The sequence below is a fragment of the Pseudomonas sp. PGPPP1 genome, assembly GCF_002255865.1.
Classification (GTDB): domain Bacteria; phylum Pseudomonadota; class Gammaproteobacteria; order Pseudomonadales; family Pseudomonadaceae; genus Aquipseudomonas; species Aquipseudomonas cremoris.
Genome location: NZ_NKIG01000002.1, coordinates 127,665 through 144,142, shown reverse-complemented (window position 1 = coordinate 144,142; position 16,478 = coordinate 127,665). Strand labels below are relative to the sequence as shown.

The window sequence follows — 16,478 nt, the reverse complement described above, 5'->3', positions numbered from 1 at the left end:
CCCATGCACCTGCTCAGGACCCAACCCGGTGGTTTCGTCTCGGACGACAATATTGCCGACCTTGGACAAACCCCCGCTGAACTGGTGATCCTGTGCAGCGGCGATTCCAGCCTGGCGCTGTTGGCCGAAGCGGCTCAGCAGTTGCCCGATGACTATCCCAGCCTGCGGCTGGCCAACCCGATGCAGGTGCAGAACCATGCCTCGGTCGACCTCTATGTGGATGAGGTACTGCGCCACGCCAAGGTGATCCTGATCTCGCTGCATGGCGGTATCGGCTATTGGCGCTACGGCATCGAGCGGTTGGTGGAATTGGCCGAGCGCGGCGTCACGTTGATCCTGGTGCCGGGCGATGATCGCCCAGACCCTGAGCTCAGCGGACTGAGCACGGTAAACGCCGAAAGCCGCGACCGTCTTTGGCACTTCCTGCGCCAAGGCGGCCTGGGCAACGCGCTGGATTTCTATCGCTGCCTGGCCAGTGCTTACCTGGGCCGTGATTACGCCTGGGCCGAGCCGCAAACCCTGCCGCGCACCGCGATTTATCATCCACACAAAGCCAATCCGCGCTTGAACGACTGGCAGGCGGATTGGAACGCCGAATGGCCGGTGGCAGCGGTGCTGTTTTACCGCTCCCATTTGCAGGCGGCCAATACCGGTTTTATCGATGTGTTCTGCCAGCGCTTGCAGGCGGCGGGCCTTAACCCGTTGCCGATGGCGGTGGCCAGTTTGAAAGAGCCTGGCTGCCTGACGGTGGTCGAGGACTTGCTGGATGAAGTCAGCGCAGCGGTGATTCTGAATACCACCGGGTTTGCGCAGTCCAGCCCCGAAGCGCCGCATTTGCGGCCGTTTCGCCGCAATATCCCGGTAATCCAGGCAATTTGCGCCCAAGACAACGAACCGGGCTGGCAGGCCAGCGAGCAAGGCCTGGGCCCGCGTGATCTGGCGATGCATATCGCGTTGCCGGAGCTGGACGGGCGCATCATCAGCCGTCCAATCAGTTTCAAGGACCTGGCCTGGCGCAGTGAACGTAGCCAGTCGGACGTGGTGTGTTATCGCGCCGCGCCGGAGCGCATGGACTTTGTCGCCGAGCTGGCGCGGCGTTGGATCGAACTGGCCCGGGTGCCGAATGCCGACAAACGCATCGCGTTGATACTCGCCAATTACCCGACCCGCGATGGCCGTATAGGCAACGGTGTGGGGTTGGATACGCCGGCGGCAGCGTTGAATATCCTGCGTGCGCTGCAAGCTCAAGGGTATCCGCTGCCAAGCGAGTTGCCCGAGAGCGGCACTGCGTTAATCCACGATTTGCTCGGTGGCGTCACTAACGACCTGGACAGCCTCGACCTGCGGCCGTGCCACCAAAGCATGAGCCTCACCGACTACGAGGCGATGTTCAGCCGCTTGCCCCAAGCCAACCGCCAGGCCGTGCTGGAGCGCTGGGGCGCGCCGCATAACGACCCCATGTTCCGCGACGGCCGCATGATGATCGCCGGGCTGCGCTTGGGCCTGACCTTCGTTGGTATCCAGCCGGCTCGCGGTTATCAAGTGGACGCCAGCGCCGTTTACCACGACCCGGACCTGGTGCCGCCCCACGGATACCTCGCGTTCTACTTCTGGTTGCGCCACACCTACGGCGCCCACGGCGTGATTCACGTGGGCAAACACGGCAACCTCGAATGGCTGCCGGGCAAGGGCGTGGGTCTGTCGGAAAACTGCTGGCCCGACGCTTTGCTGGGGCCGCTGCCCAATATCTACCCATTCATCGTCAACGACCCGGGCGAGGGCGCCCAGGCCAAGCGGCGCACCCAGGCGGTGATCATTGATCACCTGATGCCGCCGTTGACCCGCGCTGAAACCTACGGCCCGCTGCGCAACCTTGAGCTGCTGGCTGATGAGTATTACGAGGCGCAGTTACTCGACCCACGCCGCGCCCTTGAGCTGCAAAAAGACATCCTCAAGTTGGTGCGCGAAACCCGTATCGACCAAGAGCTGAAGCTGGACAGTGATGCCGACGCCGCTATCTGGCTGCCGCGCCTGGACACCTACCTGTGTGACTTGAAGGAGTCGCAGATCCGCGACGGCCTGCACATATTCGGTGAGTCGCCCGAAGGCCGTTTGCGTATCGATACCTTGCTGGCGTTGCTGCGTATCCCCCGTGGTGATGGCCGTGGCCCACAATCCAGCCTGCTGCGGGTGTTGGCCAAGGCTTTCGCGCTGGGCTTCGACCCGCTGGACTGCGCCCTGGCTGAACCGTGGACCGGTCGCCGCCCGCTGGTGCTGCAGAAGATCGATGCGCAGTTGTGGCGCACCGCTGGCGACACCCGCGAGCGGTTGGAGTTGTATGCGGCGCGGCTGATCGAGCAGGCGCTGGAAGGCCCCCTTGAACAGCTGGAAGAGCCCGGCTGGGAAGAGGTGAAGGCGGTGATCGAAAGCCTGCGCATCGTCGTAGCGCCGCGCCTGGATGCTTGCGGTCCGGCAGAAATGCGTGGGTTGCTGGATGCCTTGAGTGGCCGTTTCGTACCGGCTGGCCCAAGCGGTGCGCCTAGCCGTGGACGGCTGGATGTGCTGCCTACGGGCCGCAATTTTTTCACTGTCGACGTGCGCAACCTGCCTACGACGACGGCTTGGCGCATTGGTTTCCAGTCGGCCAACCTGATCCTTGAGCGGCACCTGCAAGACCACGGCGACCACCTGCGCCAGCTGGGTTTGTCGGTGTGGGGCACCGCGACCATGCGCACCGGCGGTGATGATATCGCCCAAGCCATGGCGCTGATGGGGGTTCGCCCGGTATGGGCCACCGGCAGCCAGCGGGTGGATGACTTTGAGATTCTGCCGATTAGCCTGCTGGACCGCCCGCGTGTCGACGTGACGTTGCGGGTGTCGGGGTTCTTCCGCGATGCGTTCGCCAACCTGATCCGCCTGTTTGACGCGGCGGTGCAGGCCGTGGCCGCGCTGGATGAGCCGGACGACATGAACCCGCTGGCGGCCAAGGTGCGCAGCGAGCGTGAGGCGTTGCGTGTGTCTGGCCTGGACGACGAAACCGCCGCCAAGCAGGCGGGGTGGCGCATTTTCGGCGCCAAACCCGGAGCCTATGGCGCGGGCGTGCAGGGCGCGGTTGACGGTCGCCTGTGGCAAAGCCGGGAAGACTTGGCCGAGGTTTATTTGAACTGGGGTGGCTATGCCTACGGTGGTTCCGATGAAGGCACCGCTGCCCGCGAGCAATTCGCTCAACGCCTGAGCCAGGTGCAGGCCGTTTTGCAGAACCAGGACAACCGCGAGCATGACCTGCTCGACTCCAACGATTACTACCAATTCCAGGGCGGTATGCTTGCTGCCGTGGAAACCCTGAGCGGTGACAAGGCCGCCAGCTATCATGGCGACCACAGCCAGCCAGACTTGCCGAAGATTCGCACCTTGAAGGAAGAGCTGAACCGGGTGATTCGTTCCCGCGCCGCCAACCCCAAGTGGATCGAAGGCGTCAAACGCCATGGCTACAAAGGCGCGTTTGAAATGGCTGCGACGGTGGACAATCTGTTTGCATTCGACGCAACGACCGCGCTGATCGACGATCACCAGTATGCGTTGCTCGCCGACGCTTACTTGCTCGACCCCGATACCCGGGCCTTTGTACAACAGCACAACCCCGCAGCCCTGCGCGACATGACCGAGCGCATGCTTGAGGCCCAGCAGCGCGGTATGTGGCAGGAACCGGGTGCATATAAAGAAGCGTTGGAAAACCTGTTGCTGGATATAGAAGAAGACAGCTGATGACTGATACTCCCCATTTCCCGCTGTCCGCCGTGGTCGGCGCCGACAGGTTGAAACTGGCACTGTGCCTGACCGCCATCGACCCGAAAATCGGCGGCGTGCTGATCGAAGGTCCGCGCGGAATGGCCAAGTCCACCCTTGCGCGAGGGCTGGCGGACCTGTTGGCCAGCGGGCAGTTTGTCACCTTGCCATTGGGCGCGACCGAAGAACGCCTGGTGGGCACCCTGGATCTTGACGCCGCGCTAGGCGAAGGCCGTGCGCAGTTTTCTCCCGGCGTGCTGGCCAAGGCTGATGGCGGCGTGTTGTACGTCGATGAAGTCAACTTGCTGGCGGATCACTTGGTCGACCTGCTGCTGGATGTGGCGGCCAGCGGCATCAACCTGATCGAGCGTGACGGCATTTCCCACCGTCATTCGGCGCGTTTTGTGCTGATCGGCACCATGAACCCGGAAGAGGGCGAGTTGCGCCCGCAACTGCTCGACCGTTTCGGTTTTAATGTGGCGCTGAGCGGGCAGACCTTGCCGGCCGAGCGTGGGCAGATCATTCGACGCCGCTTGGATTTCGACAGCGACCCGGCGGCGTTTTGCGCACACTGGGCCGAGCAACAAGCGGCGCTGCGTGAACGATGCACCCAGGCGCGTGCGCGACTCGGCAACATTGAACTGGATGACCAGGCCTTGGCCCAGATCACCGAGCGTTGTTTTGCCGCAGGTGTCGACGGCCTGCGTGCGGACCTGGTCTGGCTACGCGGCGCCAGGGCCCATGCCGCTTGGCGCGGTGCTGACGCGATCGCCGAGGAGGACATCGACGCCGTGGCCGAGTTTGCCTTGCGCCATCGACGCCAGGAGCAGTCGCCACCGGCCAACCCGCCGAGTGAAGGGCAATCGCCCAAACCTTCCGACACGTCGCCCGGCCAAGGCCAATGGGGCGACATGCCCGCGCCGGCCTTGCCCACGGGCGCACGCCGCGAAGTCCCCACCTGGCCAAAAAAGCCCTAGGCATTCGCCCTCGACCTGACGCGGGGGCGGATGCACAGCCCAAGGCGGGTCGACTGGACAGAGGCAGGCAGGGCAGGGCGCGCAGCGCACAGCAGGGTTCGATCAACTGGCCGGGTACGTTGCTCGGTGGTCGGCCCCAATCGCGAGCAGATTTGCTGTTTCACCTGCGCAGCCGCTCAGCCCATGAATTGTGGTTGGTGATTGTCGATGCATCGGCGTCCACCCGGCGGCACCGTGCGTTGACGGATGCCAAGGGCTTGCTGGCGCAGTTGTTTGACGATGCTTATCGCCAGCGGGCGCGCATGGCGTTACTGACGGCCAGTGGGCACGCGCCAAAGTGGCAGGTTCAAGGGTTGAAAGCCGCGAAAGGCTTGGCGGGTTGGCTGGATCAGCTTGGCGCCGGCGGCGGCACACCGTTGCTGGCGGCGCTGACAGAAGCCGGAGATTGGCTGGCGGCGCGGCGCAAGCGCTATCCGGCGGAGCAGCAGCGGTTGCTGGTGATTACCGATGGGCGGCTCAAGAACATCGCCGGGTTGCCGGTGCTGGAGTGTCCGGGTTTGTTGGTGGATATGGAGCGGGGACCGATCCGGTTGGGCAGGGCACAGGAATTGGCGGTTGGGTTGCAGCTGGATTATCGGCATATCGACCAGTTGTAGTGCCTATTACGCCGCATTCGCGAGCAAGTCGAATCGTCGCACCGCCGCTCCCACAGGGGGATGCATTCCAAATTGTGGGAGCGGGCTTGCTCGCGAAGAGGCCCTAAAGCGCACTGATAAAACCTCAGCCAGCCCCCGGCACATTAGGCCAAAGATCCGCCACCAAGAACAACCGCTCGGCTTCCTCCCACTCCGCGCCGTTCTGAACCATCCGCACCAGCAACTGCGCCGGCGCCATCGGGTCCAGCTCCGCCAGCCAGCCTTGCATCCGTTCCTCACTCCAGACTTCATCCGCCGGGTAATGCGCAGGCGCCAACCAGGCATGGCGGGGCAGTGGTTGCCAACGGCCGCGTGCGCTGGCGCTGGCAAAGTCCGGCCAGTCGCGTTGATGCAGCCAGCGGCCACGCAGGTGCTGCGGGTGCGCGCCTTCGGGGGATTCTGCCAAGCCAGGCCACGGATACAGCAAATACCCGCCCAGCCACAAATGCGCATCGAACTGTTGGATATCCAGCGCTGCCAAGGCTTCCCGGCTTTCCGGGCGTGCAGAGATCGGCAGTTGATGCTGGGCCAGATGCGCCAGCTTACGGTCCAGCCGGTCATGGCACCCAGGCCCGAGCCACAGGGCCGGGTCCTGGCCGTTGCTGTCCTGCGGGCCCAGATACAGCTTGATCGCCAATTCCAGATGATGCACGCCGTCGCGGTCGCGGATCAGCATGTCCAGCTCACCCAAGGTATGCCCGGCGCGGCGGATCGGCAGGTTGGCGGCCAACAGCTCCACCCCCGGCGCATGCTGTACCGCAAATTGCCACAACCGCTCGTAATACAGGCCCAGGCGTCGGGTGCGTGCCTGGCTCAGCCAGTGCAGCAGGGCGCTACTGTCTCGATCAAGCGTGCGCAGCCAGTGTTCGAGCAGGTGGGGCGCCTGCACCCAGTCGCTGCCGGCCAACGGGTGGCGTTGCGGCCACGGTGTTTGCGCGAGCATCGGCGGGGCGAGCATCACCCACGCCAAGTCGCGCACCTCGGGGTGGCGCAGTTGGCGGGGCAGGTTGTGCAAATCCGGGAACACACTCATGGTCCGAGCATAGCCGTTTACCGGTTGCATAGGGCGCTGAGAACCATTGTCATCAAGGCTTCACGGCGACAAAGGATTTTGCCTGGGGCGGCCTTTCGCCCATAATCCTTCTTTTTGCCACACCCCAAATCCCGCAGGAGCCCCATGGAGCAATTTCGCAATATCGGCATTATCGGTCGCCTGGGCAGTACCCAGGTGTTGGACACCGTCCGCCGGCTGAAAAAATTCCTGCTGGAACGCCACCTGCATGTGATCCTCGAAGACACCATCGCTGAAATCCTGCCGGGCCACGGTTTGCAAACTTCATCGCGCAAGATGCTCGGCGAAGTCTGCGACATGGTCATTGTGGTGGGTGGCGATGGCAGTCTGCTGGGCGCAGCCCGGGCCTTGGCGCGGCATAACGTGCCTGTGCTGGGGATCAACCGTGGCAGCCTGGGTTTCCTGACCGACATTCGCCCCGATGACCTGGAAGTCGAAGTGGCCAAGGTGCTCGACGGCCATTACCTGGTGGAGAACCGCTTCCTGCTGCAAGCCGAAGTGCGCCGCCACGGTGAAGCCATCGGCCAGGGCGACGCCCTCAATGACGTGGTGCTGCACCCCGGCAAGTCCACGCGGATGATCGAGTTCGAGCTGTATATTGACGGCCAGTTCGTGTGCAGCCAGAAGGCCGACGGCCTCATCGTCGCCACGCCCACCGGTTCCACCGCCTACGCGCTGTCGGCGGGTGGCCCGATCATGCATCCCAAGCTGGATGCCATTGTGATCGTGCCGATGTACCCCCATATGTTGTCCAGCAGGCCGATTGTGGTCGACGGCAACAGTGAGCTGAAAATCGTGGTGTCCAAAGACATGCAGATCTACCCGCAGGTGTCCTGCGATGGGCAGAACCATTTCACGTGCGCCCCCGGTGACACCATCACCGTGAGCAAGAAGGCGCAAAAGCTGCGGTTGATCCACCCGCTGGACCACAACTACTACGAAGTGTGCCGCACCAAGCTGGGCTGGGGCAGCCGCTTGGGGGGTGGAGGCGACTGATGCTCGATCCCGCGCGTAGCTACGACCTGATTGGTGACGTGCACGGTTGCGCCCATACCCTTGAGCACTTGCTCGACCAGTTGGGCTACCACAAGCAGGGCGGCGTTTGGCGTCATCCGTCGCGAATGGCGGTGTTCCTCGGCGATATCATCGATCGTGGCCCGCGTATTCGCGAGGCGCTGCATATCGTCCACGACATGACCGAAGCCGGCCAGGCGCTGTGCATCATGGGCAACCATGAATTCAATGCGCTGGGCTGGACCACACCCGCGCCACCGGGCAGTGGCAAGCAGTTCGTGCGCGAGCACAACCCACGGCATGAGCGGTTGATTCACGAAACCCTGACCCAGTTCGAACACCACCCGGCCGACTGGCACGACTTCCTCGGCTGGTTCTACGACATGCCGCTGTTTGTCGACGCCGGGCGTTTTCGCGTGGTGCATGCGTGCTGGGATGACGGTTTTATCCAGCCGCTGCGCGCGACGTTCCCGGATGGCTGCATCGATCAGCACTTCCTGCAGGCCGCCGCCGTGCCGGGCAGTTTTTCCTGTAACGCTTTCGACCGTCTGCTGCGCGGTACCGATATGCGCCTGCCGGATGGGCTGACGCTCACCGGTGGCGATGGATTGACGCGTTCGTTCTTCCGTACCAAGTTCTGGGAAGACGACCCTAAAACCTATGGCGATATCGTGTTCCAGCCCGACGCGCTGCCGGAGCCGGTGGCGCGCACGCCGTTGTCGTCCAGCCAAAAGAATTCCCTGCTGCGCTATGGCGTCGATGAGCCGTTGCTGTTCGTCGGTCACTACTGGCGCAGCGGCAAACCGGCCCCGATCCGCCCGAACCTGGCCTGCCTGGATTACAGCGCCGTGCTGTACGGCAAGCTGGTGGCATACCGTCTGGACCAGGAAACACGCCTGGACCCGAGTAAATTTGTATGGGTCGACGTTGAGCGCCCCGAGGTTATTAAATGAGTACCGTCGCTGTATTGCGCTTGCCCCTGAGCGTCGACCTGGGCGGTTTTGTCCACCTGCTGCAACGCATGCAAGTGCCCCATCGCGTCAGCGAAGAGGCGGGCGAGCAAGTGTTGTGGGTGCCAGAATCCATCAGCGACGACGTACGCGTGTTGTACCAGCGCTTTCCCGCCGGTGACCCAGACCAGCAGTTGGACATTCCGGAGCAGGCCCCGGTCAAGCGCCCTGGTTTTGTCCAGCAACTGCGCCACAGCCCTGTAACAGCCCTGGTATTGCTGGCGAGCATCATCGTCGGTGCGGTGACCTTGCTCGGTGAGAACCTGCAAGCCATGAGCTGGCTGACGTTCCTGCAGTTTCGCATCGTCGGCGAGTACATCCAGTTCACCCCGCTGGCCGACAGCCTGGCGTCGGGGCAGTGGTGGCGCTTGATCACACCGATGCTGATCCACTTCGGCATCCTGCACCTGGCCATGAACGGCATGTGGTACTGGGAGCTGGGCCGACGCATCGAAGCGCGCCAGGGCGGTATCAACTTGCTCGGCCTGACGCTGTTGTTCAGTCTGGTCTCCAACTACGCTCAATACGCTTATGGCGGCCCCGGCCTGTTTGGCGGGTTGTCCGGCGTGTTGTATGGCCTGCTCGGGCATTGCTGGATCTTTCAATTGTTGTCGCCTAACCCGGCTTATCGCCTGCCCCGTGGGGTGCTGGTGATGATGCTGGTGTGGCTGCTGCTATGCCTGTCGGGGTTGGTCTCGATGATCGGCTTCGGCGAAATCGCCAATGCTGCCCATGTCGGCGGTTTGGTTATCGGTTGCCTGACGGGTTTGCTGGGTGGGCTGTACAGCCGCCGCAAAGCCTCTATTTGATAAGGAAGAGCCTTATGTCCTCTTTTGCTGAAATGATCGAAAACATCACTCCGGATATCTATGAGAGCCTCAAGCTCGCCGTGGAAATCGGTAAATGGTCCGACGGCCGCAAGCTCACCGCCGAGCAGCGTGAGTTGTCGTTGCAAGCGGTCATCGCCTGGGAAATCCAGAATCTGCCGGAAGACCAGCGCACCGGCTACATGGGCCCGCAGGAATGTGCGTCCAAATCGGCACCGGTACCGAACATCCTGTTCAAGTCGGATGCGATCCATTGATTGAAATTGGTCGCGGTGCAGTCAGTAAAATGTCGGCGACACTCGGTGAGCCGACCGTTCAATACGCGTTTCGCCTGGGCGATACCGAGGTGCCGGTCAATCCGTTGATCGGCAGCCATATTCGCCTGGAGTATCTCGGTGCCATTCATTGCAGCCATTGCGGCCGCAAGACCAAAACCAGCTTCAGCCAGGGCTATTGCTACCCGTGCATGACCAAGCTGGCCCAGTGCGACCTGTGCATCATGAGCCCCGAGCGTTGCCATTACGACGCCGGTACCTGCCGTGAACCGGGCTGGGGTGAAAAATTCTGCATGACTGACCACGTGGTCTACCTGGCGAATTCGTCGGGGATCAAGGTCGGCATCACCCGTGCTACCCAGCTGCCTACCCGTTGGCTGGACCAGGGCGCCAGCCAGGCGCTGCCGATCATGCGCGTGGCCACGCGCCAGCAGTCCGGCTTTGTCGAAGATGTGTTGCGTAGCCAAGTGGCCGACAAGACCAACTGGCGCGCACTGTTAAAAGGTGATGCCCAGCCCGTCGACCTCAAGAGCGTACGCGACGACCTGTTCGCCTCCTGCGCCGAAGGCCTGCTGGGTTTGCAGGAACGCTTCGGCCTGCAGGCCATCCAACCGGTGAGCGATATCGAACCGATCGAAATCCGCTACCCGGTGGAGCAGTATCCGGCCAAGATTGTCAGCTTTAACCTGGACAAGAACCCGATTGCCGAAGGCTCGCTGTTGGGGATCAAGGGCCAATACCTGATCTTCGACACCGGCGTTATCAATATTCGCAAATACACGGCCTACCAGCTCGCCGTGCATCAGTAGAAGGATGCCATCCATGCGCACCGAACAACCGAAGATGATCTACCTGAAGGACTATCAGGCGCCGGACTACCTGATCGAAGAGACGCACCTGACCTTCGAGTTGTTCGAGGACCACAGCCTGGTCCACGCGCAACTGGTGATGCGCCGCAATCCCGAGCGTGGCGCCGGCTTGCCGCCGTTGGTGCTGGATGGCCAGCAACTGGAACTGTTGAGCGTGAACCTGGCTGATCAGGAGCTGACGGACGCTGATTATCAGCTGACCGAGAGCCACCTGACGGTGCATCCGAAAAGTGAGACGTTTACCCTGGATACCACGGTAAAAATCCACCCGGAAACCAACACCGCCCTGGAAGGCTTGTACAAATCCAGTGGCATGTTCTGCACCCAGTGCGAGGCCGAAGGCTTCCGCAAGATCACTTACTACCTCGACCGCCCGGATGTGATGAGCGTCTTCACCACCACGGTGATCGCCGAGCAACACAGCTACCCGGTGTTGCTGTCCAATGGCAACCCGATTGCCAGCGGGCCGGGTGAAGATGGCCGTCACTGGGCAACCTGGGAAGACCCGTTCAAGAAACCGGCGTACCTGTTCGCACTGGTGGCCGGTGATTTGTGGTGCGTTGAAGACAGCTTCACCACCATGACTCAGCGCGAAGTGGCGCTGCGCATCTATGTCGAGCCGGAAAACATCGACAAGTGCCAGCACGCCATGACCAGTTTGAAAAAATCCATGCGCTGGGATGAAGAAACCTACGGCCGTGAGTACGACCTCGACATCTTCATGATCGTCGCGGTGAACGACTTCAACATGGGCGCCATGGAGAACAAGGGCCTCAACATCTTCAACTCCAGCGCCGTACTGGCCCGCGCCGAAACCGCCACCGACGCTGCGCACCAGCGGGTCGAGGCGATTGTTGCTCACGAGTACTTCCACAACTGGTCGGGCAACCGCGTGACCTGCCGCGATTGGTTCCAGCTCTCGCTCAAGGAAGGCTTCACCGTCTACCGTGACTCGCAATTCTCCGCCGACATGAACTCGGCCACGGTCAAGCGCATCCAGGACGTGGCGTACTTGCGTACCCACCAGTTCGCCGAAGATGCCGGCCCGATGGCTCACGCGGTACGCCCGGACAGCTTCATCGAAATTTCCAACTTCTACACCCTGACCGTGTACGAAAAGGGTTCGGAAGTCGTCGGTATGATCCACACTTTGCTCGGCGCCGAAGGCTTCCGCAAAGGCAGTGACCTGTACTTCGAACGCCATGACGGCCATGCCGTGACCTGCGACGATTTCATCAAGGCTATGGAAGACGCCAACGGCGCCGACCTCACCCAGTTCAAACGCTGGTACAGCCAGGCCGGTACGCCGCGCCTTGCGGTGAGCGAGTCCTACGACGCGGCGGCCAAGACCTACAGCCTGACCTTCCGCCAAAGCTGCCCCCAAACCCCGGACAAGGTGGAAAAGCTACCGTTCGTGATCCCTGTGGCATTGGGCCTGTTGGACGGGAAGGGCGCGGCGATTGCCTTGCGTCTGGCCGGTGAGTCGAGCGCAGGTGTTACCTCACGTGTCATTTCGGTGACCGAGGCCGAGCAGACGTTCACCTTCGTTGATATCGCAGAGCAGCCTTTGCCTTCGCTGCTGCGTGGCTTTTCGGCACCGGTGAAACTGAGCTTCCCTTACAGCCGCGACCAGCTGATGTTCCTGATGCAGCACGACAGCGACGGTTTCAACCGTTGGGATGCTGGCCAGCAATTGGCCGTGCAGGTGTTGCAGGAGTTGATTGGTCAGCATCAGGCAGGTCAGTCGCTGAAGCTGGATCAACGCCTGATTGACGCACTGCGCACGGTGTTGAGCGATGAATCGCTGGACCAGGCGATGGTCGCCGAAATGCTCTCGTTGCCAAGCGAAGCCTACTTGACCGAAATCAGCGAGGTGGCGGATGTGGATGCCATCCACGCGGCCCGTGAATTCGCCCGCAAGCAACTGGCCGATCACCTGTTCGAAGCCCTGTGGCTGCGTTACCAGGCTAACCGTGAGCTGTCGAAGAAAACCCCGTACGTGGCTGCGGCCGAGCACTTTGCCCGTCGCGCATTGCAAAACATTGCGCTGTCGTACCTGATGCTCAGCGGCAAGCCGGAGGTGCTGGCGGCGACCCTCGATCAGTTCGACACCAGTGACAACATGACCGAGCGCCTGACAGCCTTGGCCGTGCTGGTGAACTCCCCATTCGAGGCGGAAAAGGCCCAGGCGCTGGCGGTGTTTGCCGAGAACTTCAAGGACAACCCACTGGTCATGGACCAGTGGTTCAGCGTACAGGCCGGCAGCACGTTGCCGGGCGGTTTGGAGCGGGTCAAGGCGCTGATGGAGCACTCGGCGTTCAATATCAAGAACCCCAACAAGGTGCGCGCTTTGATTGGCGCGTTTGCCGGGCAGAACCTGATCAACTTCCATGCGGCGGATGGTTCCGGTTACCGCTTCCTGGCGGACCTGGTGATCGAGTTGAATGGCTTCAACCCACAAATCGCCTCGCGCCAATTGGCGCCGCTGACGCGCTGGCGCAAGTACGACAGCGCGCGGCAGTCGCTGATGAAGGCGGAGCTGGAGCGCATTCGGGCGTCCGGTGAGCTGTCGAGTGATGTGTTTGAAGTGGTCAGCAAGAGCCTTGCTTGATCCCGAGCGCTAAATAGAAAACGGCCTTTTCAGGCCGTTTTTTTTTGCCTCAGATAACCGGTGGACGAGGGGCGTCGTGGCCGGCGTCGAGGGGGAAGCGCTCCGCAATGATCCCGTGGGGCACGCCCAGGGATATGGCGCTGGCGTTGTCCAGGCGCGTCACTTGCTCAGCTGATAGCTGCACGTTCAGCGCTCCGAGCGTGGCATCCAATTGTGCGCGGGTACGAGAGCCAAGGATTGGGATCAGCGCAGTGGTCGAGCGTCGGGCTTTTTCCCGCAGCCAAGCGATGGCGATGTGGGTGGGCGTGGCGTCGAGTTCATCGGCGACTGCCAGCAGGGTGTCGAGCACGGCGGTTTCGCGGGCGCTTTTCTCGGCGTGTACCAGGATGCCGAGCTTATTGGCGCGATTGTCGTCCTGGGTAGTGCGGTACTTACCGGTGAGGAAACCACCGCCCAGCGGCGACCAGAGTGTCGCGCCCAGGCCAAGGGCTTCAGCCATCGGCAATAGCTCGCGGTCAGCGGTACGTTCGGCCAGGCTGTACTCCACTTGCACGCCAATGATGGGGGCGAAGTTGCGCACTTCGGCCAGCAGGTCCGCGCGGGCGATGCGCCAGGCGGGGAAGTTGGAGAGGCCGGCGTAGTGGATCTTGCCGGCGCGCACCAGGTCATCGAAGCCACGCAGGATCTCTTCCATGGGCGTGACGTTGTCGCTCATGTGCGCCCAGAGCAGGTCGATATGCTCGGTGTTCAGCCGCTTCAGGCTTTCCTCGACGGCACGCACCAGGTTCTTGCGGTTGTTGCCCAGTTTGATCGTGCCTTCGTCTGACGGCTGGGTGCGCAGGGTGTATTTAGTGGCGACTACCAGGTTGTCGCGCTCCGAGGCGATAAATTCTCCGAGCAGCTTTTCGGCCTGGCCAAACTGGTAGCCGTTGGCGGTATCCAGGAAGTTGCCGCCGGCTTCCAGGTAGCCGTCGAATATCAGCTTGGCCTCATCACGTTCAGCACCGTGACCCCATCCGGTACCAAAATTACCGGTACCCAAGGCCAATTCCGAGACCTGCAAACCGCTGCGGCGGCCAAAGACTTTATTGCGCATACAGAGACTCCTGAGGCAGTGGTTTTTACATGTTTAGTAACATGTATAAAATATGATCTCAGTAATGTATTCGGTCAAGCGGCATTTTTTGCGTCCCAATGCTGGCCTCTGCGTCATACTGGCGGGCATGACTTTTGACTCGCCTCTCGCTGCTTATCAACACGCCATCGCCCAGCAGGGCTTTGTTGCCGACGACGCCCAACGTCGCGCGGTGGATGCCCTGCAAGCCTGTCATCAGGCGTTGCACCAAGGGCGTTCGCCGATCAATGGTGTTTACCTATGGGGCCCGGTGGGGCGGGGCAAGACATGGTTGATGGACCAGTTCTATCAAAGCCTGCGGGTGCCCGCGCGGCGACAGCACTTTCATCATTTCATGGGGTGGGTACATCAGCGTTCGTTTCAGCTCACCGGCACTCACGACCCCTTGCAGGCCCTGGCCAGGGAGCTGAGCGGGGAAGTGCGTGTGCTGTGTTTCGATGAGTTGTTCGTCAATGACATCGGCGATGCAATCATCCTGGGTCGGTTGTTCCAGGTGATGTTTGAGGAGGGCGTGGTGATGGTGTGCACCTCCAACCAGCCGCCTGACCAACTGTATGCCGGCGGCTTCAACCGTGAACGCTTTTTGCCGGGTATTGCCGCGATCAAGCAGCATATGCAGGTGGTGGCGGTGGACGGGGCAGAAGACCATCGCCTGCACCCAGGGGTGGGCGTGCAGCGCTATTGGGTGGATCAGCCCGAGGCGCTGGCCGAGGTGTTTAAGCAATTGTCCGAAGGGCAGCTGGCGAGCAGCGGGCCGGTCACTGTTGGCCACCGGACTATTGTTGCCGTGCAATCCTGCGACACGGTGCTCTGGTGCCGCTATGCCGACCTTTGCGAGCAACCCTTGGCGGCGATGGACTTCATGCTGCTGTGTGATCGCTTCAAGGTGATCCTGCTCGGGGAAGTCCCCAACCTGAGTGCCCAGAAACGTCCCGCACGGATCGCGCGTGGCACTGAAGACGGCGCTCAGCGTGTGGTAGCCGGTGATCGCGAGCTGCCGGAATTGTCGGTGCACGACGACAGCGTTCGTCGCTTCATTGCGTTGGTGGACGAATGTTACGACCGCAAGGTGCCGTTGTTCATCGAGGCCAAGGTGCCGTTGGAGAACCTTTACACCGAGGGCTATCTGGAGTTTCCCTTTCGCCGCACCTTGAGTCGCCTTAGAGAAATGCAGTTGCAACGCTTCGGCGCAGATGTGAGCGCAAAAAACTCGGAATAGGCTGGTCGTGCTTTCACGCACATTTTTGTCGTTAATCTTCTTCATCCGGCGTCGGCTTGACGCCTACAATCGTGACCCTCATGGGGAGCTGAATCCCTTGTAGTCGCAATCGAGGACGGAAATGGACACCCCAGATATCCTGGTGCTGCAAGCCAGCTACACCAACCCTGTGCATGCCCAAGCCATTGGCCGCGTGCTCAACCACTACGCGGAAGACCCAATGGGCGGTGGGCACAGCCTGCCGCTTGATTTGCTGCAACAACTGCCGGCCGAGTTGGCCAAGCGTCCGCATGCTTTCAGCGTATTGGCGTTTGTGAATGGGGAGCCGGCGGGGTTGGTGAATTGCTTCGAAGGCTTCTCGACGTTTGCCTGCCGCCCGCTGGTCAATGTCCATGACGTGTCAGTCATGAGTCAATTTCGCGGATTGGGCTTGAGCCATAGAATGCTGCAGAAGGTTGAGGAAATCGCGCGGCAGCGCGGCTGCTGCAAGATAACCCTTGAAGTGCTTGAGGGGAATGACGTGGCGCAGTCGTCCTATCGAAAGTTCGGTTTCGATGATGCTAAGTTTGATCCTGCTTATGGGAATATGTTGTTTTGGAGTAAACCACTCTAAATAAAAAAGGCGCCATTACATGGCGCCAAGTTAGCCTTCGCCATCGGAGCGGAATGGCAAAGGGTTTAAGCGGGTTCAACTTTTAGGTTGCTGGGCGTCATCAACTTTCAAGTGTTTGACATCGCTGGAGGCTGTTTGCTGGGCCTTGTCTTGCGCCTGGTCCTGCATGAACTTGAAGTTGGCGTAGAACTCCTTGGAGCGCTCTGAACCGCCTTCGGCGAAGGCGGCGGTGGCGGTCAGGGTCATTAAGCCGGCAAGCATGAGCGTCGAGAGTTTCATCATCGGTATTCCCATAAGTGTGATCGGTGTCTGTTCCCTTGGATCAGACTCGTGGGGCCGATTATGTGGAGGCTTGATTAAGAGAGGCTTAACTAG

The 16,478-nt window shown here is 61.4% G+C and carries 14 protein-coding genes; 11 read left to right on the top strand and 3 right to left on the bottom strand.

Annotated elements, in window-relative coordinates; genetic code table 11:
* Positions 1-3 precede the first annotated feature (3 nt).
* From cobN to CFE47_RS05220, 3 genes are read left to right on the top strand one after another with little or no spacing between them, the layout of a single operon-like run.
* Entirely contained in the window at positions 4-3,765 is a 3,762-nt protein-coding gene (gene cobN / locus CFE47_RS05230; RefSeq protein ID WP_286835804.1) for a cobaltochelatase subunit CobN, read from the top strand.
* Positions 3,765-4,763 carry a magnesium chelatase ATPase subunit I gene (locus CFE47_RS05225; RefSeq protein ID WP_286835803.1) on the top strand — a complete coding sequence of 333 codons (999 nt, stop codon included), beginning with the start codon at positions 3,765-3,767 and terminating at the stop codon, positions 4,761-4,763. The genes cobN and CFE47_RS05225 overlap by 1 nt, the downstream gene beginning before the upstream one ends.
* Before the next feature lie 53 nt (positions 4,764-4,816).
* Positions 4,817-5,419: a vWA domain-containing protein gene (locus CFE47_RS05220; protein ID WP_286835979.1), complete on the top strand. Its 603-nt coding sequence runs from the start codon at positions 4,817-4,819 to the stop codon at positions 5,417-5,419.
* 124 nt (positions 5,420-5,543) lie between these two features.
* On the opposite strand, the gene CFE47_RS05215 is transcribed toward CFE47_RS05220, so the two are convergent.
* The gene (locus tag CFE47_RS05215) at positions 5,544-6,491 is read right to left on the bottom strand and encodes a DUF1853 family protein (protein WP_286835978.1); all 948 of its coding nucleotides are present in this window, start codon (positions 6,489-6,491) and stop codon (positions 5,544-5,546) included.
* 144 nt (positions 6,492-6,635) lie between these two features.
* On the opposite strand from CFE47_RS05215, the gene CFE47_RS05210 reads away from it, so the two are divergent.
* From CFE47_RS05210 to pepN, 6 genes are read left to right on the top strand one after another with little or no spacing between them, the layout of a single operon-like run.
* The gene (locus CFE47_RS05210; RefSeq protein WP_010210870.1) at positions 6,636-7,526 is read left to right on the top strand and encodes an NAD(+) kinase; all 891 of its coding nucleotides are present in this window, start codon (positions 6,636-6,638) and stop codon (positions 7,524-7,526) included.
* Positions 7,523-8,497 carry a metallophosphoesterase gene (locus CFE47_RS05205; protein WP_502695448.1) on the top strand — a complete coding sequence of 325 codons (975 nt, stop codon included), beginning with the start codon at positions 7,523-7,525 and terminating at the stop codon, positions 8,495-8,497. Before CFE47_RS05210 ends, CFE47_RS05205 begins: the two co-directional genes overlap by 4 nt.
* The gene (locus tag CFE47_RS05200) at positions 8,494-9,363 is read left to right on the top strand and encodes a rhomboid family intramembrane serine protease (protein WP_286835801.1); all 870 of its coding nucleotides are present in this window, start codon (positions 8,494-8,496) and stop codon (positions 9,361-9,363) included. Before CFE47_RS05205 ends, CFE47_RS05200 begins: the two co-directional genes overlap by 4 nt.
* A 14-nt stretch (positions 9,364-9,377) precedes the next feature.
* Positions 9,378-9,638, top strand: a complete 261-nt coding sequence (locus CFE47_RS05195; RefSeq protein ID WP_016972751.1) for a YeaC family protein — start codon at positions 9,378-9,380, stop codon at positions 9,636-9,638.
* Positions 9,635-10,465: a DUF2797 domain-containing protein gene (locus CFE47_RS05190; RefSeq protein ID WP_286835800.1), complete on the top strand. Its 831-nt coding sequence runs from the start codon at positions 9,635-9,637 to the stop codon at positions 10,463-10,465. The genes CFE47_RS05195 and CFE47_RS05190 overlap by 4 nt, the downstream gene beginning before the upstream one ends.
* Positions 10,466-10,478: 13 nt before the next feature.
* Positions 10,479-13,136, top strand: coding sequence for an aminopeptidase N (gene pepN / locus CFE47_RS05185; RefSeq protein WP_286835799.1), 2,658 nt, complete (start codon positions 10,479-10,481; stop codon positions 13,134-13,136).
* Positions 13,137-13,185: 49 nt separating this feature from the next.
* Here the strand turns inward: pepN and CFE47_RS05180 are convergent, their stop codons facing one another.
* Complete coding sequence (locus CFE47_RS05180) at positions 13,186-14,232, bottom strand: aldo/keto reductase (RefSeq protein ID WP_286835798.1); 1,047 nt, start codon at positions 14,230-14,232, stop codon at positions 13,186-13,188.
* Positions 14,233-14,359: 127 nt separating this feature from the next.
* On the opposite strand from CFE47_RS05180, the gene zapE reads away from it, so the two are divergent.
* On the top strand, positions 14,360-15,490 hold the full coding sequence (gene zapE / locus CFE47_RS05175; RefSeq protein ID WP_286835797.1) for a cell division protein ZapE: 1,131 nt from the start codon (positions 14,360-14,362) through the stop codon (positions 15,488-15,490).
* Between the two features lie 121 nt (positions 15,491-15,611).
* On the top strand, positions 15,612-16,103 hold the full coding sequence (locus CFE47_RS05170) for a GNAT family N-acetyltransferase (protein WP_286835796.1): 492 nt from the start codon (positions 15,612-15,614) through the stop codon (positions 16,101-16,103).
* Positions 16,104-16,178: 75 nt separating this feature from the next.
* Here the strand turns inward: CFE47_RS05170 and CFE47_RS05165 are convergent, their stop codons facing one another.
* A complete protein-coding gene (locus tag CFE47_RS05165; protein ID WP_286835977.1) occupies positions 16,179-16,382 on the bottom strand; it encodes a hypothetical protein in 204 nt (67 codons plus the stop codon).
* Positions 16,383-16,478 lie beyond the last annotated feature (96 nt).